General features: G+C 48.5%; 13 protein-coding genes and 1 pseudogene. 11 read left to right on the forward strand and 3 right to left on the reverse strand.

Annotated elements, in window-relative coordinates; genetic code table 11:
• Nucleotides 1-301: 301 nt before the first annotated feature.
• Nucleotides 302-1,885, reverse strand: a complete 1,584-nt coding sequence (gene norR / locus E1189_RS07595) for a nitric oxide reductase transcriptional regulator NorR (RefSeq protein WP_268921608.1) — start codon at nt 1,883-1,885, stop codon at nt 302-304.
• A 224-nt stretch (nt 1,886-2,109) separates the two neighbouring features.
• On the opposite strand from norR, the gene norV reads away from it, so the two are divergent.
• From norV to E1189_RS07635, 8 genes are all read left to right on the forward strand, one after another.
• Nucleotides 2,110-3,600 (forward strand): anaerobic nitric oxide reductase flavorubredoxin, encoded by a 1,491-nt coding sequence (norV, locus tag E1189_RS07600; RefSeq protein ID WP_155159430.1) that lies wholly within the window; start codon nt 2,110-2,112, stop codon nt 3,598-3,600.
• A complete protein-coding gene (gene norW / locus E1189_RS07605) occupies nt 3,597-4,757 on the forward strand; it encodes an NADH:flavorubredoxin reductase NorW (RefSeq protein ID WP_155159431.1) in 1,161 nt (386 codons plus the stop codon). Before norV ends, norW begins: the two co-directional genes overlap by 4 nt.
• Nucleotides 4,758-4,796: 39 nt before the next feature.
• Nucleotides 4,797-5,372 (forward strand): class I SAM-dependent methyltransferase, encoded by a 576-nt coding sequence (locus E1189_RS07610; protein WP_155159432.1) that lies wholly within the window; start codon nt 4,797-4,799, stop codon nt 5,370-5,372.
• A gap of 26 nt (nt 5,373-5,398) precedes the next feature.
• Nucleotides 5,399-5,737 carry a TehB family protein gene (locus tag E1189_RS07615; RefSeq protein WP_155159433.1) on the forward strand — a complete coding sequence of 113 codons (339 nt, stop codon included), beginning with the start codon at nt 5,399-5,401 and terminating at the stop codon, nt 5,735-5,737.
• Nucleotides 5,738-5,822: 85 nt separating this feature from the next.
• On the forward strand, nt 5,823-6,416 hold the full coding sequence (locus tag E1189_RS07620; RefSeq protein ID WP_155159434.1) for a uracil-DNA glycosylase family protein: 594 nt from the start codon (nt 5,823-5,825) through the stop codon (nt 6,414-6,416).
• Between the two features lie 239 nt (nt 6,417-6,655).
• Nucleotides 6,656-6,814, forward strand: a complete 159-nt coding sequence (locus E1189_RS07625; protein ID WP_155159435.1) for a hypothetical protein — start codon at nt 6,656-6,658, stop codon at nt 6,812-6,814.
• A gap of 100 nt (nt 6,815-6,914) precedes the next feature.
• The gene (gene purE / locus E1189_RS07630; RefSeq protein ID WP_155159436.1) at nt 6,915-7,397 is read left to right on the forward strand and encodes a 5-(carboxyamino)imidazole ribonucleotide mutase; all 483 of its coding nucleotides are present in this window, start codon (nt 6,915-6,917) and stop codon (nt 7,395-7,397) included.
• Between the two features lie 11 nt (nt 7,398-7,408).
• The gene (locus E1189_RS07635) at nt 7,409-8,563 is read left to right on the forward strand and encodes a 5-(carboxyamino)imidazole ribonucleotide synthase (protein WP_155159437.1); all 1,155 of its coding nucleotides are present in this window, start codon (nt 7,409-7,411) and stop codon (nt 8,561-8,563) included.
• 64 nt (nt 8,564-8,627) lie between these two features.
• Here the strand turns inward: E1189_RS07635 and E1189_RS07640 are convergent, their stop codons facing one another.
• Complete coding sequence (locus tag E1189_RS07640; RefSeq protein WP_155159438.1) at nt 8,628-10,520, reverse strand: hypothetical protein; 1,893 nt, start codon at nt 10,518-10,520, stop codon at nt 8,628-8,630.
• A 258-nt stretch (nt 10,521-10,778) separates the two neighbouring features.
• On the opposite strand from E1189_RS07640, the gene E1189_RS07645 reads away from it, so the two are divergent.
• The 3 genes and pseudogenes from E1189_RS07645 to E1189_RS07655 all read left to right on the forward strand — a co-directional run bounded on the left by E1189_RS07645 (nt 10,779) and on the right by E1189_RS07655 (nt 14,940).
• Nucleotides 10,779-12,896 (forward strand): alpha/beta hydrolase, encoded by a 2,118-nt coding sequence (locus E1189_RS07645; protein ID WP_230460251.1) that lies wholly within the window; start codon nt 10,779-10,781, stop codon nt 12,894-12,896.
• Between the two features lie 141 nt (nt 12,897-13,037).
• A pseudogene (locus E1189_RS07650) lies at nt 13,038-13,241 on the forward strand (magnesium chelatase domain-containing protein); the annotation flags it as partial.
• Nucleotides 13,242-13,299: 58 nt separating this feature from the next.
• On the forward strand, nt 13,300-14,940 hold the full coding sequence (locus tag E1189_RS07655) for a recombinase family protein (protein ID WP_155159440.1): 1,641 nt from the start codon (nt 13,300-13,302) through the stop codon (nt 14,938-14,940).
• Nucleotides 14,941-14,975: 35 nt separating this feature from the next.
• On the opposite strand, the gene E1189_RS07660 is transcribed toward E1189_RS07655, so the two are convergent.
• Nucleotides 14,976-15,341 (reverse strand): helix-turn-helix domain-containing protein, encoded by a 366-nt coding sequence (locus E1189_RS07660; RefSeq protein WP_196221299.1) that lies wholly within the window; start codon nt 15,339-15,341, stop codon nt 14,976-14,978.
• Nucleotides 15,342-15,496 lie beyond the last annotated feature (155 nt).

The following is a 15,496-nucleotide window of genomic DNA, read 5'->3' on the forward strand; positions in this document are numbered from 1 at the left end:
TTTATTATTGTTATTGTTAGCGCTGACTTCATGTCACGCATTTCCATTTATAATTCCTTTTCCAGAATCTTGCCATTATTTTTTACAGATTTTTTGCAATCTCTTATTTGACACGCAATCCAGTTAATTCCGGTCATATTTTTTGTAGCTTATTCTCCATTTATCCGCAGTCTTACAATATCGAAGCAGTTTTCCGGTGTCTGGCACCAGTGAATGTGCTTTTAATGTGGCCAGGCATTCTCGTTAATTGTGGACGGCGCGTAGGTATTCTGAATAAAATGAAGGGTTTGTAATCCAGGTTTTATTTTATGCCAAGTCGCTTCGCCAAGCGGTGTAAATTCCCTGCGTTAATACCCAGCTGTTTCGCTGTAGCTGACCAGTTATTGTTGTTCTCTGTTAATGTCTGATTAATAACTTTCCGTTGAAAACTATCAGTGGCTTCTTTCAGGTTTGTGACGCCGGAAAATGATGTTGCCGGTATCGGTAGTGCAGGGCGGTTATCGGGTGCTGACCGAACACTTTGCAGATTAAAATGCTCCGGCAGAATCATCACATATTCGTCAACAGGCTGTGAACGAGCAAGAATCGCTGCTCTGTGAATGGCATGCTCCAGCTCCCGAACATTTCCCGGCCAGTTGTAATCCAGCAGGTGGCGATGGCAGGAGGCGCTCAGACTCAAATGCCGAAGCCCCAGTTTTGAACGACACTTCTCGATAAAGAAGCCAGCCAGTAACACCACATCCTCTCCCCGATCCCGCAGAGGTGGAACATGAATCGGGAATACACTGAGGCGGTGGTAAAGATCAGCACGGAAGCGGCCTTCTGTGACTTCCACTTTCAGATCACGATTGGTCGCCGCGACTATACGGGTGTTTACCTTGAGATGATTGTCGTCACCTACTCGCTGCAAATCACCATACTGCAGAACTCTCAGTAATTTGGATTGCAGGGCAAGAGTCAGTTCACCCACTTCATCCAGAAACAGTGTGCTGTTGTCGGCCAACTCAAACTTGCCCTTGCGATTGCTGATGGCTCCTGTGAACGCACCTTTTACATGACCAAACAGCTCACTCTCCGCCACATTTTCCGGAAGTGCCGCGCAGTTCAGGTAAACCATGGGGTTCTCTGCCCGTGGAGACTGGTTGTGGATGGTGCCAGCAACCAGTTCTTTACCAGTTCCGGTTTCTCCGAGAATCAGTGCCGTCATCTCGGTATTGGCGACCACTTCAATCTCTTTTTTCAACTCCTGCATCGCCACAGACTGCCCGATCATCTGAGTATTGCTGGTGGCCGTTTTTTGGGTGGGCTGGTTCTCTTCGAGTGGAGAAAAGCTGACTGCCTGGTTCTCCAGCTTTTCCATCAACAGAGCGTTATTGAGGGATGCGGAAGCAATGGCGCTGACGGTGCGCAGATCATCATCGCTGAAACCGTCGAACTGATCGGGAGAAAAACCATCAATGGTGAGTGCGCCGATCAGCCGCTCGTTGGCTATTAAAGGCAGGCCGACGCAGGCGTGAACTTTCAGCTCTCCTTCGATGGAAGGGATCAGCCCATCGTAAGGGTCGGGGAGCTCGCTATCTGTCGGAAAGCGAACAATGTCACCAGCCCGGGCAATGGCTTCCAGTCGCGGGTGTTCCTGCAGCGAGAACTGGCGTCCCAGAACATCCGGTGCCAGACCATCAATAGAAAGCGGAACGAACTTGTGTTCCTGCAGCTCCAGCAGGGCAGAGGCTTCACAATGGAACAGATCCCGAACGATGGAGAGCATGCGGCTGAAACGATCCTCGGAGGATATGCCGGAGGTCATTTCCAAAGCCAGTTTGGTGAGATCGGTCATTCTCTGATTAGTCATATTGCTGAAGGTGTGTAAGTGATATGCGGGCATTGTCAAAAAGACACCTGTTGTCTGTTTGACACTGTCTGATGAGTGTCATTATGACATCATGGCTCCTGGTGGTCTTCTGAAAACCTTCTCTGAACCCTTAAAAATCAACAACTTAAAAAGTTGGCACGGCAAGTGCTTTAGTGAGTGTATCTGCGAAAACGCACTCACAATTTTTTGTGAAGGTTGAGCCAAAAGGGCAGTCAGCCTTCCACTGGAGAGACAGCATGACTATTCACATCAAAAACAACATCCACTGGGTTGGCCAACGTGACTGGGAAATCCGTGACTTCCATGGCACCGAGTACAAAACCACCAAGGGCACCAGCTACAACAGCTATCTGATCCGTGAAGAAAAGACAGTACTGATTGATACCGTAGACAGCAAGTTCAGCCACGAATTTGTTCAGAATCTGGAACAGGAAATGGATCTGAATGAGATCGACTACATCGTGGTTAACCATGCTGAGGAAGATCACTCCGGCGCACTGGCGACCCTGATGGCGAAGATTCCAAACACGCCCATCTACTGCACAGAAAACGCAATCGACTCCATTGTAGGCCACCACCACCACCCTGAGTGGAACTTCAATGTTGTGAAAACCGGTGACAGCATGGATATCGGCAACGGTAAACAATTGGTGTTCGTTGAAGCGCCCATGCTGCACTGGCCAGACAGCATGATGACTTACATGACAGGCGACGCCGTTCTGTTTTCCAACGACGCTTTCGGCCAGCACTACTGCGATGAACGCCTGTTTAACGACGAGATCGACCAGAACGAACTGATGGAGCAGTGCCAGCGTTACTACTCCAACATCCTGACGCCATTCAGCGCGCTGGTGGTTGCCAAGATTAAGGAAGTGCTGAGCTTCAACCTGCCAGTAGATATGATCGCTACCTCCCACGGTTGCGTATGGCGCGATAACCCCGTGCAGATCATCGAGAAATACATGGAGTGGGCGCAGGATTATCAGGAAGATCGTATCACCATCTTCTACGACTCCATGTCCAACAATACCCGCATGATGGCCGACGCTATCGCACAGGGTATTCATGAAGTGGACTCTCAGGTTGCGGTGAAAGTGTTCAACGTGTCCCGCCACGACAAGAACGAAATTCTCACCAACGTGTTCCGCTCCAAGGCGATTCTGGTGGGTTCTTCCACCATGAACAACGTGATGATGCCAAAAGTGGCTGGCATGCTGGAAGAGATCACCGGCCTGCGCTTTAAGAACAAGAAAGCTGGAGCCTTCGGCAGCTATGGCTGGAACGGCGGCGCGGTGGATCGTATTCATTCCCGGCTGACAGACGCCGGTTTTGAAACGGTGGAAGGTTTGAAATCTAAGTGGAAGCCAGACGGTAAAGCGATTGCCGAGTGTCGTGCACACGGTCGCAAGCTGGCTCGCCAGTGGACACTGCGTGACTTGTCTCAAGAGATTGTGCGCCCCGTTCTGGAGAAGAAGGAACCTGTCGTTCAACAGCCTTGCTGCGATAAAGCAGAAGCTACTGAGCCCAAAGCGCCAGCGTCCACCTGTAATGGCGATTCCATGATCTGCACCGTATGCCAGTGGGTTTATAACCCCGAGCAAGGTGAGCCTAATCAAGGTGTAGAGCCAGGTACGCCATGGAGTGAAGTGCCTGACTATTTCCTCTGCCCGGATTGCAGCCTTGGCAAAGACGTATTTGCACCTGTTCAAAAGGAGAACGCAGCATGAGCGAGGTAAACAGGGAGAATGGAATTGTAATTGTTGGCAGCGGATTTGCTGCCTACCACCTGGTGAGAATGCTGCGCAGGCAGTCCAATGAGCTGCCCATCACTGTAGTGACAGGCTCCAGCGGTGATGATTACACCAAGCCTGAGTTGAGTCATGTGTTTACTAAAAAGCAGTCGGCAGACGATTTGGTGAAGATGACCGGTGTCGTCTTTGCGCAGGAACAGAATATCCGTTTGCTGGCACATACGCCGGTAGAGTCCATAGACCCTCAGTGTAAAGAGATTGTGGCCGGTAGTGAAACCCTCGCCTACGACAAGCTGGTGTTGGCAACAGGGGCTCGACCTTTTGTTCCTTCCGTGGAAGGTGATGGCGCAGGCGATATTCTGACTCTGAACAGTCTGGATGAGTTTCGTGCCGGTCAGGAGAAGCTGGCTTTTTCCAAGCGGGTTATGGTGATTGGTGCTGGCCTTGTGGGTACCGAGATTGCTATGGATCTCGCCAGCTCCGGTCGTGAGGTTGTATTGACTGACCGTGCTGAAGGGTTGATGTCCCGTATGCTGCCGGGTTTTCTGACTGCGCGACTGTTGCAGGTACTGACAGGTCAACGGTGCAAGATGGAGCTGAACAACCAGATCAGCCGTATTCAACGTATTGCTGAGGGATTGGAGGTGACTTTTAATAACGGTCAGCTTCATATTGTAGATAGCATTATTTCTGCGGCAGGTCTGATTCCCAACAGCAAACTGGCAAAAGAGGCTGGTTTGAACGTTGAGCGTGGTATCTGTGTGGATAAGAGTCTGCGAACGTCTGATCCTGATATCTACGCTATCGGTGATTGCGCCGAAATAAACGGCAAAGTTCTGCCATTCCTGCAGCCCATCATGCTGAGCGGCGGCTCCCTTGCAAAAGTGCTGCTGGGCGAAACTGCCAGCCTGACTCTGCCCAATATCATGGTGAAGGTGAAAACACCGTTATTGCCCATGCAGTTCAGCGGCCAGACAACTGGCGATGAGCTGAACTGGAAGGTTGAAGTGAATGCCCAGGGTATGGTTGCCCGTGCCTTCACTCCAGACGAACAACTGGCAGGGTTTGTGACCACCGACGATCGGATGTCTGAGTCCTTCCCACTGCTGCGTCAGCTTCCGCTGATGGTTTGAACACATTTCATTTATTTCTAGTTTTTAAGAGAGCTCCACATGGTACAGCCTAAGCCAATCAGTTTTTCCGAAGCCGAACGTCTGAGCCTGATTTTTGATTCCGAGACCCGTGAAGAATGGCAGCGCACATCTCACATTATGAAAACTCTGGATCTCAAGCCAGACATGGTGATTGCTGATGTCGGCGCGGGTACCGGTTATTTCTCCAGCCAGTTTTCTGACCTGTTACCAGAAGGAAAGGTGTATGCGCTGGATACGGAAGCGAACATGATCAGCTATATGAACAACCGTTTCGCGGAAGAAAAGCGCACCAATGTAGAAACTCGCCAGAGCGAGTTCACCAATCCATGCCTGCCGGAAGGATTGGATGTGGTGTTCCTTGCCAATGTTTATCGCTTTATTAAAGAGCGGGATGTGTTCCTGGGGCATATGTTTGATCAGGTGAGCCATGCAACGCAGGTTGTGTTTGTAGACTTCCGTGGCAGCAACGCCCGCGTAACCCCTCAACAGGCTGTGAATGAGGTGACTGCAGCGGGCTTTGAGGTGGAAGACATGGATATGACCGGTTGCCCGGATCACTACATTCTGCGTTTTTGTAAACCACAAGCTGTTTGATTATTTGCAGTAAAGAGGTAATAGCTATGAGCCACTTAAGAATCCCTGCAGACTGGACAATTCAGCGCTCCACTCCCTTTTTCACAAAAGAGAATGTACCTGCTGCATTACTGACCCACCACAACACGGCAGAAGGCGTATTCGGCCAGCTGTGTGTGATGGAAGGTACTGTCACTTACTTCGGTTTTGCCAATAGCGAAGCTGAAGAGCCAGAAGTGAAAGTTGTGATTGAAGCGGGCCAGTTTGCAACCAGCCCTCCACAATACTGGCATCGTATTGAGATCAGCGATGATGCTCAATTCAATATTAACTTTTGGTCAGCCACTGATAAGAAAGACCAGCCCCTTTACACTGCCCGTTCGTAAAGGAATAGTGCACTGCTATTAAAGTGCAGACTATGCGAAAGCAATGGTTTGGGTGCTTAGCCCTTAAGGCAAAGGGGGAGATGTCATGACTGAGCTGATGGACAGAAGTGGGTACATAACGCTGTTGGATGCAGTTCGGCAGTGCACTCTGTGTGAGCCGCATCTTCCTCTTGGCCCACGGCCTGTGCTCCAGTTTCACCCCGATGCCAAAATCCTGATTGCCGGGCAGGCGCCCGGCAGGAAGGTGCACGAAACTGGCCTGCCGTTTAACGACCCAAGCGGTGATCGGTTACGGGAGTGGCTGGGTGTTACCCGTGAGCAGTTTTATGATCCAAAACTGTTTGCCATTATTCCCATGGGCTTCTGTTACCCGGGAACAGGAAAGTCTGGTGATCTGCCGCCTCGCCCGGAGTGTGCTCAAACCTGGCGAGCGCGGCTTCTGGAGCAACTGCCCAATGTCCAGATGACACTGGTGCTGGGGCAATATGCACAGGCCTATCACTTCGGGACCGTTCACAAAACAGTGACAGAGCTTGTTCAATCATGGCAGAGGTTTTGGCCAGATAAGGTGCCTCTGCCTCATCCGAGCCCGAGAAATAACCTTTGGTTACGGCGTAATTCATGGTTTGAGACAGAGATAATTCCAGAGATAAAAAAACAGGTTTGTTTACTGCTTTAATGTATATAAGTGCCCAAACCCTTGCTTTGTCATAACTCTGGTCACGTGGCGGGCTACGTTCCTGACGCTATTCTTTGAAGAGCGGAAAAAGCTACTCGCCATCATCATGTAAAAGCAAGGGCCCGGTACTTATTGCCCTGTGTTTATTTTGGTTGGTTTTCTCTAATCCAATGAAGAAATCTTTCGCTGCCCTGTGCTTACTTGTTTTGCCCCTGCTGCCTGGCTGCACGGTGATTTCTGTGGCTGACGCGGTTGTATCCACAACCATTGATGTGGCAGCCCTTGGTGTGAAGGGAGCTATTGGCGTTACAAAACTGGCTGTCAAAGGCACAGTAGCTGTGGCGGATGCTGTTATTCCTGACAGTAGTGAGGAAATAGAAGCTGTTCAAGATGATTAAATTTCTGTAACCAGATAACGCACCAAAACAATGGAAACCTGATAGAATCCATCGCTCGAGATTATCGCCGCTCTCTTAAAATACAAAGCAGGACTGTTCGATGACAACAGCTTTGGTTCAAATAGTGATGGGTTCTCAATCAGACTGGCCAACCATGAAAAAGGCCGCTGAAATGCTCGATCAGCTTCAAGTCGGGTATGAGGCCAGGGTTGTGTCTGCTCACCGTACCCCCGACCGATTGGTCGAATTCTCTAAAACTGCTGCTGACAAAGGCTGCAAAGTGATTATTGCCGGTGCTGGTGGTGCTGCCCACCTGCCTGGAATGATCGCTGCCATGACTCACTTACCCGTAGTGGCTGTACCTGTTCAAAGCCGCACTCTCAGTGGCGTGGATAGTCTATTATCCATCGCTCAAATGCCAAAAGGTGTGGCTGTTGCTACACAGGCTATTGGTGATGCAGGAGCTGCCAATGCCGGATTGATGGCTGCACAGATTCTGGCCACCTCCGATAAGGCTCTCACCCAGAGACTGATTGAGTGGCGCGCTCGCCAGACTGAACAAGTGCCTGAAAACGTAGAATAAGTAAACTCATCATGCGAATTTCGATTATAGGCTGTGGGCAACTGTCCAGAATGCTGGCTCTGTCCGGCTGGAACATGGGAATTGATTTTAGCTTCCTCGCTGACAAGGGAGAATCAACAGCCTGCATTTCAGGGCTGGGTGATGTCGTAATAATTACTGAAGGCATGTCGGCCTTGGAGATGTATCAGGCTCTTGGCCGGCCCGATGCCATTACGATTGAACGCGAAGCTGTTGATGTGGCTTTGATGAAGGAATTAAAGAATTTTTGCCCTGTTTTCCCAGACCCCGATATAGTATGGAAAATCCAGAACCGTCATCGGGAAAAAACATTGGTGAAAGAGTCTGGCCTTGAGACGTCTCCCTGGGTTCGTATTCAGGATGAAGAGCCGCTGGCTGAAGCCATTGAAGCCATTGGTGGTTTACCCGTTGTTGTGAAATCCACAGAAGATGGTTACGACGGACATAACCAATGGGTGATTGATAGCGCAGATCACATTGCTGCTTTTGAGGATGATCGAAAACTTATCCTCAAAGGTGAAAGCCAGCATAAGCACGCACAGTTTGAATGGATTGTTGAAAAGAAGATTCCATTTGAGCGGGAAATCTCTGTAATCGGTGCCCGCAATGTTGATGGCTCCATTGTCTCTTACATTCCCGGTGAAAATGTTCATAAAGGTGGCATTCTTCATTCATCCATCGTACCGGCTCCCCATTTGTCCGACGTAATCAAAACCAAAGCAGAACATTACATTTCAGCTTTGTTGAAAAAAACGGGCTATGTGGGTGTTCTGGCTGTTGAGTGTTTTGTGCTTGGTGATGAGCTGATTGTGAACGAGCTGGCTCCACGGGTTCATAACAGTGGCCACTGGTCGATGAACGGTGCCGATACCAGCCAGTTTGAAAACCATGTACGCGCTATTGCCAATCTGCCTTTAGGTAGCACCAGACATTGCGGCGTGGCAGGTATGTACAACTTGCTGGGCAAAACCCTTTCTGATAATACAGCTCCACCAACAGCGCTGGTGAAACCAGAGCACTTCCTCCACTGGTACGGAAAAACGTCCCGTCCGGGGCGTAAAATAGGCCATGTGAATGTGCGGGCTGACAGTCAGGAAGAACTGGCTGAAAAGCTGGAATGTGTTCGTAAACAGTGGCTGGATTCCTGAGGGCTCTGAAAGAAATGGTCCGGGTACTTTCCTGGAAAAGCCCCTGACCATTCAAATTTGATTTTTATTTACGAGAGCTTCTTCTCTGTTTCATCTTTTCAAATGCTTTGAGTTTAGCGGCTACCCCCTCTTCTTTAATTTCCTGAGCCTTTTCCAGAAGAGAGTGATAAAAGTCCAGAGCCGGATACATTGTGTCCAGAGTGGCTTTTCCCTTAATAAATGCAGAATCATCGATTTCTGGCACCATACGCTGCTCGAGGGTATACACTTGTTCTGTTGAAAACTCCCTGACAATAGCGCCGGTTTCACTTGTCAGTGAGAAAAGCAGAGTGAAAAAGTCGTATGCTTTTTCAATTGTTTCAACACTTCCATACTTGCGGTCATTGATGATGTAGAGTAGCAAGTCTGGAACAGAGCGAGATCGCATACTGAATTCAATAGGCTCTGCCTGCTTTATCAGCAACTCCCAATACTCGGCGCAATGTGCGTTAATAGCATTGCAATGCCTGAGAAGTTTAACAGGAAAAAGGTGACATAAAAGGCTGCTGCTATACAGGGCACGATGCTCACTCAAGATTGAGCCATAGTGCATGACTTCATGGCAGAGTGAGTTAATGATAATGAGAACACACAGGCGTACCAAAGGTGATGGTTTACCTGTTTCGCTTTTAAGGTAGCTTACCAGCTCAGGAACGTCCTCTGGAGTAAGCTCTTTCAGTACAGGAACCCCCAGACTGCTTTCTTGATCCCAAAGCGTAGAGAACTTCTCCCAACTGGAACACTGCCTTTCGAATAGTTTATCGTAAGAGGCTATAGCCGTTGGCCAGTACTCAGGAAGCTCAAGACCTAATGTGGCTTTGTCTCTCAGGGCCAGAATTTCGGATTGATGGACACATAAATACGGATATTTTTTCCATATTCTATCAATGTATTCATATTTGTGAAATTGAGGGAGGAGGCGGCCTAATATATCTCGAACAATGTATGCATCCTCTTTCCCAGTTTCTGAAATTATACTGGAAAAAGTGCTTTGACCCAGTTCACTCAGGGCATCAACCAGATTCTTACCCAGTAACGTAAACCAGGAGTCTTCTTTGGGGGTTATACGCACAGGTTCGCCTGCCGGAGAAGGTGAAAGACTTCCAAGGGGATGTGGAACATGATGGGGCTGCTGTGAACTTTTTCTTTTCGGCTTGCCTGCTTTCTTAGCAGAGTGCTTTTTCTTCTTCCCCTTGGGCTTCTGTTTTTTCTTTGCGCGGGTACGCTGAGATGTTTGAGTTTCACTCTTGGCAGCTTCTTGTTCGCAGGGGGACTGAACAGAAGGCTCTTCCCTGAGGTCTTCGTCATCCTCAGAGTCTTCTGACTCAAGGGCTTGTGCTGTCTCGGTGGGAGCCGTGGCTAGTGAGAGTGTCTTGACCAAGGACTCTATCTGCTTCGGAGGGGGCTCAAAGAGGCGGCCATGCTCATCTCTAAGGGAGAGTGGAAGGTTCGCTTTGGAGAGCCAGCTATTTCCCAGAATAATAATGTCCTGCAGGTTTGGCAGGCCAGATGCTTCTGCATGGAAACAGTTCTGTAGTCGTCTAAAAAAAGTACACTTATAGCCCTCAGTGGAGGTGTAATGCAGTTGCTCAATGCGAATTCCAACCCAATCTCCCTTACCTGCACCTTGTAGCCGACCGTTGTCCAGTCCGGCAATATCCAAAGTCAGGTGAGAATGCCTGCTAATACAGGGAGGGACGATCACCGCAAGCCTTTGTCCGGTGACATGAAATGGAGCAGAAGGCTGCCTTTCGGCTGCTATTTTCCAGGTAGCTCTTGGGATATAGATAAACCCCAAACGTGTGAGGGTCTGGACATAGCGCCCTCCGGGCTGTTGCACCTTAGTTTCTGCAACAGTAGACGCTGAGGCTTCAGGCGGAGAAGCCGAAGTGTGTTTTGTAGTAGAAACTGGGCCCATGCTGAGGACTCACACCCTGACTGTAATACGAGTAGGAATAGATGTGTTCTGAATACGAAAGTTTCTTGGCAGCGATGATTTCTAACCAATTGGTTAACACCTAAACCATCCAATAGCATCACAACTTGAGCATATGTTCAGCGGGAGTGGCTGACGCATTTGTGATAATTGGATGAGCTTTTGCAAAAGCTGCAAATTGTTATAGGGGTTGGTGGTTAGCTGCTACTTTTGTTCCTTTATTGAACAAATGTGCGGGCCATGTCTTTAAGAGCCATCAGAAAAGTTTCAGGGGTAGTGATAGTCATAACGGCACTGTTCCCCCTTTGGAGTAAGGCGGAGATGCATCCACTGGATTCTGTTCCCGCACATTTCATAACGTCCGGGCACTTCTCTACTCAACCTCAAGGAGCCTGGAGCCCCACAATGCGCATGGCAAGGGATGAAATTGCCTTCCCTCTTACTGCCGCTGTTGTTTCAGGTTTTTCCATAGGATTTGTTCACCGGTTTCTGGCAGACAGGCTGAAATACAATTGGGTGCCGGCATTGGGGTGGCCACTGCTGAATATGACAGGCTATCTCATGATGAGGCCAGGAAGCAGGTTGCGGGTGCTGCCAAGTTTGGGAGATTTTGCCATGACCGCTGCCCTTGGAGATCAATGGGCAGGAAACGTAACGCCGTGGATCAGAGCTGCTAACACGCTTTACACAGGCGTGGAGGCTGTATGGCCGGAACTACAGACGGAATTTTCAGCCTTCTTTCAGTGCAAAACACAACCTGTTATTGTTGAAGGCAGCCAAAGCCCTGCTGATTTAACCATCCTGACCTGCCCTGAGACGCAGAGTGTTTCCAACTACAAGCCGGCCTTGATGATTGAGTTTCCCCCTATAGAAAAAGAATTCACAGGGACAGAAAACACGGCATCATCTCTGATAAAAAGCCTGTATCAGTTGAGAAAAAATTGCATCAACCAGTCAATATCAAGGCTGATACTCGCTTATGAACACCTTGCTGATGGGCGCCTGCAGCTAAAAGCTATTCCTTTCACTGATTCTGGCTGGCAAAAGCCCGTGGTTTTGGATATTGATAATAGTAAGGGTGAATATTGGTGGGCTGATATTAACCTGGCAGAGGTTGCGGAAGGGAAGGCTGTGGTTTCCCCTCTCACAGCTTCACTGGTGAAAGGGGTTATGGCTGGTCTCAGCCATCCTGAACAAAGCCATACTGTTCAGGTTTCCCCGGAGCGTCTGCAACATGTTGCGGGTTTGCTGACTCTGCCTCAGGACGGTGATGCATTCTGGTTCCGATCCAGACCTGCCAGTGTGCTTCCCGGCACTTATCAACATTTACCTGAAGTGGTTTTCACGGCTAACGTACAGTGGAAAGGGAGTCATCCCGAGGTCGAGAAATTCCGCCAGTATTCTCTCATTCCTGAGAATATGAAGCTTCCCTGGAAAGTTTTGCAGTTGAGTACATTGTCGCTTGTGCGCGGCAAATCTGTGGACGCTGCTGCAAGGTTAGCTCGATTTGTAGAAGAAGCTGTTGTATTGCCCGGAACCCTTCTGGGTACAGGGTACTTTCCCGAATCTAAAATACCTTTCTCTATTCAAACACTTCGGCTAGAGACTGTTCCTGGGTTTGGTATATCTGAGCGAGTGTTCATTGAAACCGCTGATGGGCACCAACTGGGTGGGCTATTGATACGTTCAAGGAGCAAACGTGAAACCCATGACCGAACACTTCATATCCACTACCACGGAAATGGTGATAGTTGCGATTTAGCCGGCTGGTCTCTCTTTCATAGTCTGACGCCGGATGATCAGAGTTTGGCTCAGTATTGCAGTGAACATGGTGTCGATATTCTTATCCCGGAGTACCGGGGGTTCAGGAATGATCTGGAGCCTGTTAACGGGCAAACTTTACTGGATGATGCCAACAGGTTTTATCAACTGCTGAGTAACCAGTATCAAAGAGTCACAGTCTCGGGGGTGTCGTTGGGCTCTGGTATGGCCGCTTGGGTTGCCGCTCAGAACAATCCGGATGCAGTGGTTCTCCTTTCCCCCTTTACAAGCCTCGCTCGTGCAGCTGGGGACATGCTTATGGGGGTGAAAATTCCGAAGTGGTTGCTCAAATTCAATATGGAGACTGATCAAAATATTCAGGCTATTTCAGAGCATACGAAAATCTATCTGCGTCATGGACAGCTGGACAAAATAACCCGGCCTCAAAACACAGAGGATCTTCATGAGATTCTGAAAGCTTCAAACCATAACGATGTGGATGTCGATCTCCTTGAGGGTGTAAATCATAACGACATCCTGAAGGCCCAGTCGATTAGCGATGTGTTTGCCACAGTGTGGAAAGGGGGGCGTCCTTAAATTGCAAGGGAACTGCCAGGTCTTGAAAGGCGCCTGTGCTCAATAGAGCTGTGGATTGGGGATAAGTTCTACAAGAATCATGTGTTTTGAATTTACCAAGCTAGACTTGTCCCCCTTCTTTCAGCAGAGTTACCAGACACGATGTCCTTAGCCGTTGTGCATACCCGCGCCCGCCTGGGCATTGAAGCTCCGAAGGTTCAGGTGGAAGTACACCTGTCCAACGGTTTGCCCGCACTGAATATTGTCGGTTTGCCGGAAACAGCGGTGAGGGAAAGTAAGGACAGGGTGCGCAGCGCCTTGATTAATGCTGGTTTTGAGTATCCTGCCAAGCGTATAACTATAAACCGTTAATCACTACCGCGTTTTCTGTGGCATAATAACCCTATGAATTATAGGGGTTTATATGTCAACAATCGAATGCCTAAGTTTTATCCGATTTTCAAGCATTAAACAAGAACTTGGGTCAAGCCTTGATAGGCAAATGTTTTTGGCCGAGAGATGGGTTGAACAGCAAAACCAGATATCAGACAACACCTATGTGTTATCACCTCAAAGCTATCGGGAGCTTGGTGTATCAGGATTTCGTAACACGATCGACCGACGCCCCGCGTTGTCTGAATTCCTTGGGCTGTGTAAGGCCGGGAAGATCGTAGAAGGTAGCATATTACTCTGTGAGAAGATCGACCGGTTAAGTCGTAGGCCTATCCAAGAGACTCAGAAGCTCATATCAGACATCCTAGAAACCGGTGTAGAGATAGTCCTGATTCAAGAAGGCATGCACCTTAACCGGGACTCACCGAACCGTTACGACGAAGTTATTAGACTCGCGACTTATATCCACATGGCTAACCAGTACAGCCAAAATCTGCAGGAAAGGGTTAGTCACGCGAAGAATAAACTCAAAGACAAAGCACGTCAGGGCATACCTATCAGGAAGCGACTCCCCTTCTGGATATCGTACGACTCAGAGACACAAGACTATTACCTGAACGATAGGCAAGTTGTGGTTCGGTTCATGATCGAAAGAAGGCTTGCAGGTGATGGGTTTTCATTGATTGCCAAGAAACTTAACGCAAGGCTTGGAGATCCATTATACAAACCACCATGGTCTGATAAATGGAACCGTACAACTATATCCGATACCTTACGAAAACCGGTTATCATCGGGACTTATACGATAGGCCGCGTAGATGAGACAACCAAATTCCATGCGCAAGATATGATCCCCGGATACTTCCCTTCAATAGCGACAGTTGGAGAATACAAGCAGGTTAGCAGTAGGGCGACAAAGTACGCGGGTGGTAGACAAGAATCGAAAGCAAGTAACCATCTATCGGGGATTGTATATTGCCAGTGCAATGAAAAGATGTTTAAGAAGATATCAAGGCAGAAGGTACAGGGTAAAACGAAAGAGTATTACAGTTGGGTATGCAAAGGTAACCAGACTGGGACTTGTGATAGTACTCCAATCAGAGACCTTGACCAGTGTGTTTTCTGGGCATTGGATCATATGAAGATCATCACAAAAGATGATTCAAAAACCTTTGAACTGAATAAGACAATTGCTTTCTATCGTAACCGTGTAGAGTCACTGGCAACACGCCTTGAAACCGCACCAGAGAACATTCTTGACAGTTTGTTGTCGTTGTTAGGTAAAGCAAAAGATAGCCTTACAGAGGCAAATAGGAAGCTATCAGAAGCAACGGCGAATCCAACCACTAACGATGATATAGCCGAGTTGAAAACCCTGATATCAGACCATGTCCAGTTCAATATCAAGCTGAAGATGCATTTCAGTAAGATCGTTGTGAACCCAAAGGAAGCAGCAAAGGGTCGTGGTTTTTGGTGGGTGTCGTTCTACCGGGGGAATATGCTATACCGAACCATTGAGGCAGTAAGGGCAAGTATCAGGTCTCCGTTTGCATATCGAGTTATATACCGGGATATTCCAGAAACTCTACTGGACGATAGGGAACCATGGGAGATTGAAGGCCGGGACGAAGATATACCTTACACCGGGGACACGATCTACACGCCGATTTAAAACGATTAGGCACAAAAAAGGGGCATACAGCCCCTTTATTCAAAGTCCATGATGATGTCAGTTGCCCAAGCCCTTGTATCTTTCGGTTTCATCTCTGGGTATGTCTCGCCTTTCGCGTACGCTTCCCGAGCCTTATTTCTGATTACTGGGTCAAGGTTTACTTTGTAAATGTTACTGGCGCTTTGCTCTTTCCCACTGATTACAGTTATATACCCTTTAGATGCCAGTGACTTTATTTGTCTACCTGCTGTGGCAAGTGACACGCCAGCTTTTGCCGCTATACGTTTCTGACTCCAGTAGTGTGTTCCGGTCTTTGAGTCACAAAGGGACGCCATGACAACCAACATCCACCGCTCGGGGCCGGGTAACCCGTCAAGGTCTTCATCAGTGACTTTTAACATGGCGGCCTCGAGGTAAGAAAAGCAGATAGTCATATTATACAGCAGTCTGTCAGGTTAGGTTAATAGTACGTCAATTTGTGAATAGGTGAATCATATTGACGCAAAGGGTGTAAGTCAATATGAGTGACAATCAGAATATCTTTTCTTTTATCAGA

It is taken from the genome of Parendozoicomonas verongulae (assembly GCF_009711465.1).
GTDB classification, from domain to species: domain Bacteria; phylum Pseudomonadota; class Gammaproteobacteria; order Pseudomonadales; family Endozoicomonadaceae; genus Sansalvadorimonas; species Sansalvadorimonas verongulae.

Bases quoted from the DNA above. Each gene is read 5' to 3' on its own strand.
- norR (WP_268921608.1), bottom strand. From the start codon at position 1,885: ATGCCCGCATATCACTTACACACCTTCAGCAATATGACTAATCAGAGA.
- norW (WP_155159431.1), top strand. From the start codon at position 3,597: ATGAGCGAGGTAAACAGGGAGAATGGAATTGTAATTGTTGGCAGCGGA.
- E1189_RS07640 (WP_155159438.1), bottom strand. From the start codon at position 10,520: ATGGGCCCAGTTTCTACTACAAAACACACTTCGGCTTCTCCGCCTGAA.
- E1189_RS07635 (WP_155159437.1), top strand. From the start codon at position 7,409: ATGCGAATTTCGATTATAGGCTGTGGGCAACTGTCCAGAATGCTGGCT.
- norV (WP_155159430.1), top strand. From the start codon at position 2,110: ATGACTATTCACATCAAAAACAACATCCACTGGGTTGGCCAACGTGAC.
- E1189_RS07620 (WP_155159434.1), top strand. From the start codon at position 5,823: ATGACTGAGCTGATGGACAGAAGTGGGTACATAACGCTGTTGGATGCA.
- E1189_RS07645 (WP_230460251.1), top strand. From the start codon at position 10,779: ATGTCTTTAAGAGCCATCAGAAAAGTTTCAGGGGTAGTGATAGTCATA.
- E1189_RS07610 (WP_155159432.1), top strand. From the start codon at position 4,797: ATGGTACAGCCTAAGCCAATCAGTTTTTCCGAAGCCGAACGTCTGAGC.
- E1189_RS07615 (WP_155159433.1), top strand. From the start codon at position 5,399: ATGAGCCACTTAAGAATCCCTGCAGACTGGACAATTCAGCGCTCCACT.
- E1189_RS07655 (WP_155159440.1), top strand. From the start codon at position 13,300: ATGTCAACAATCGAATGCCTAAGTTTTATCCGATTTTCAAGCATTAAA.
- E1189_RS07660 (WP_196221299.1), bottom strand. From the start codon at position 15,341: ATGTTAAAAGTCACTGATGAAGACCTTGACGGGTTACCCGGCCCCGAG.
- purE (WP_155159436.1), top strand. From the start codon at position 6,915: ATGACAACAGCTTTGGTTCAAATAGTGATGGGTTCTCAATCAGACTGG.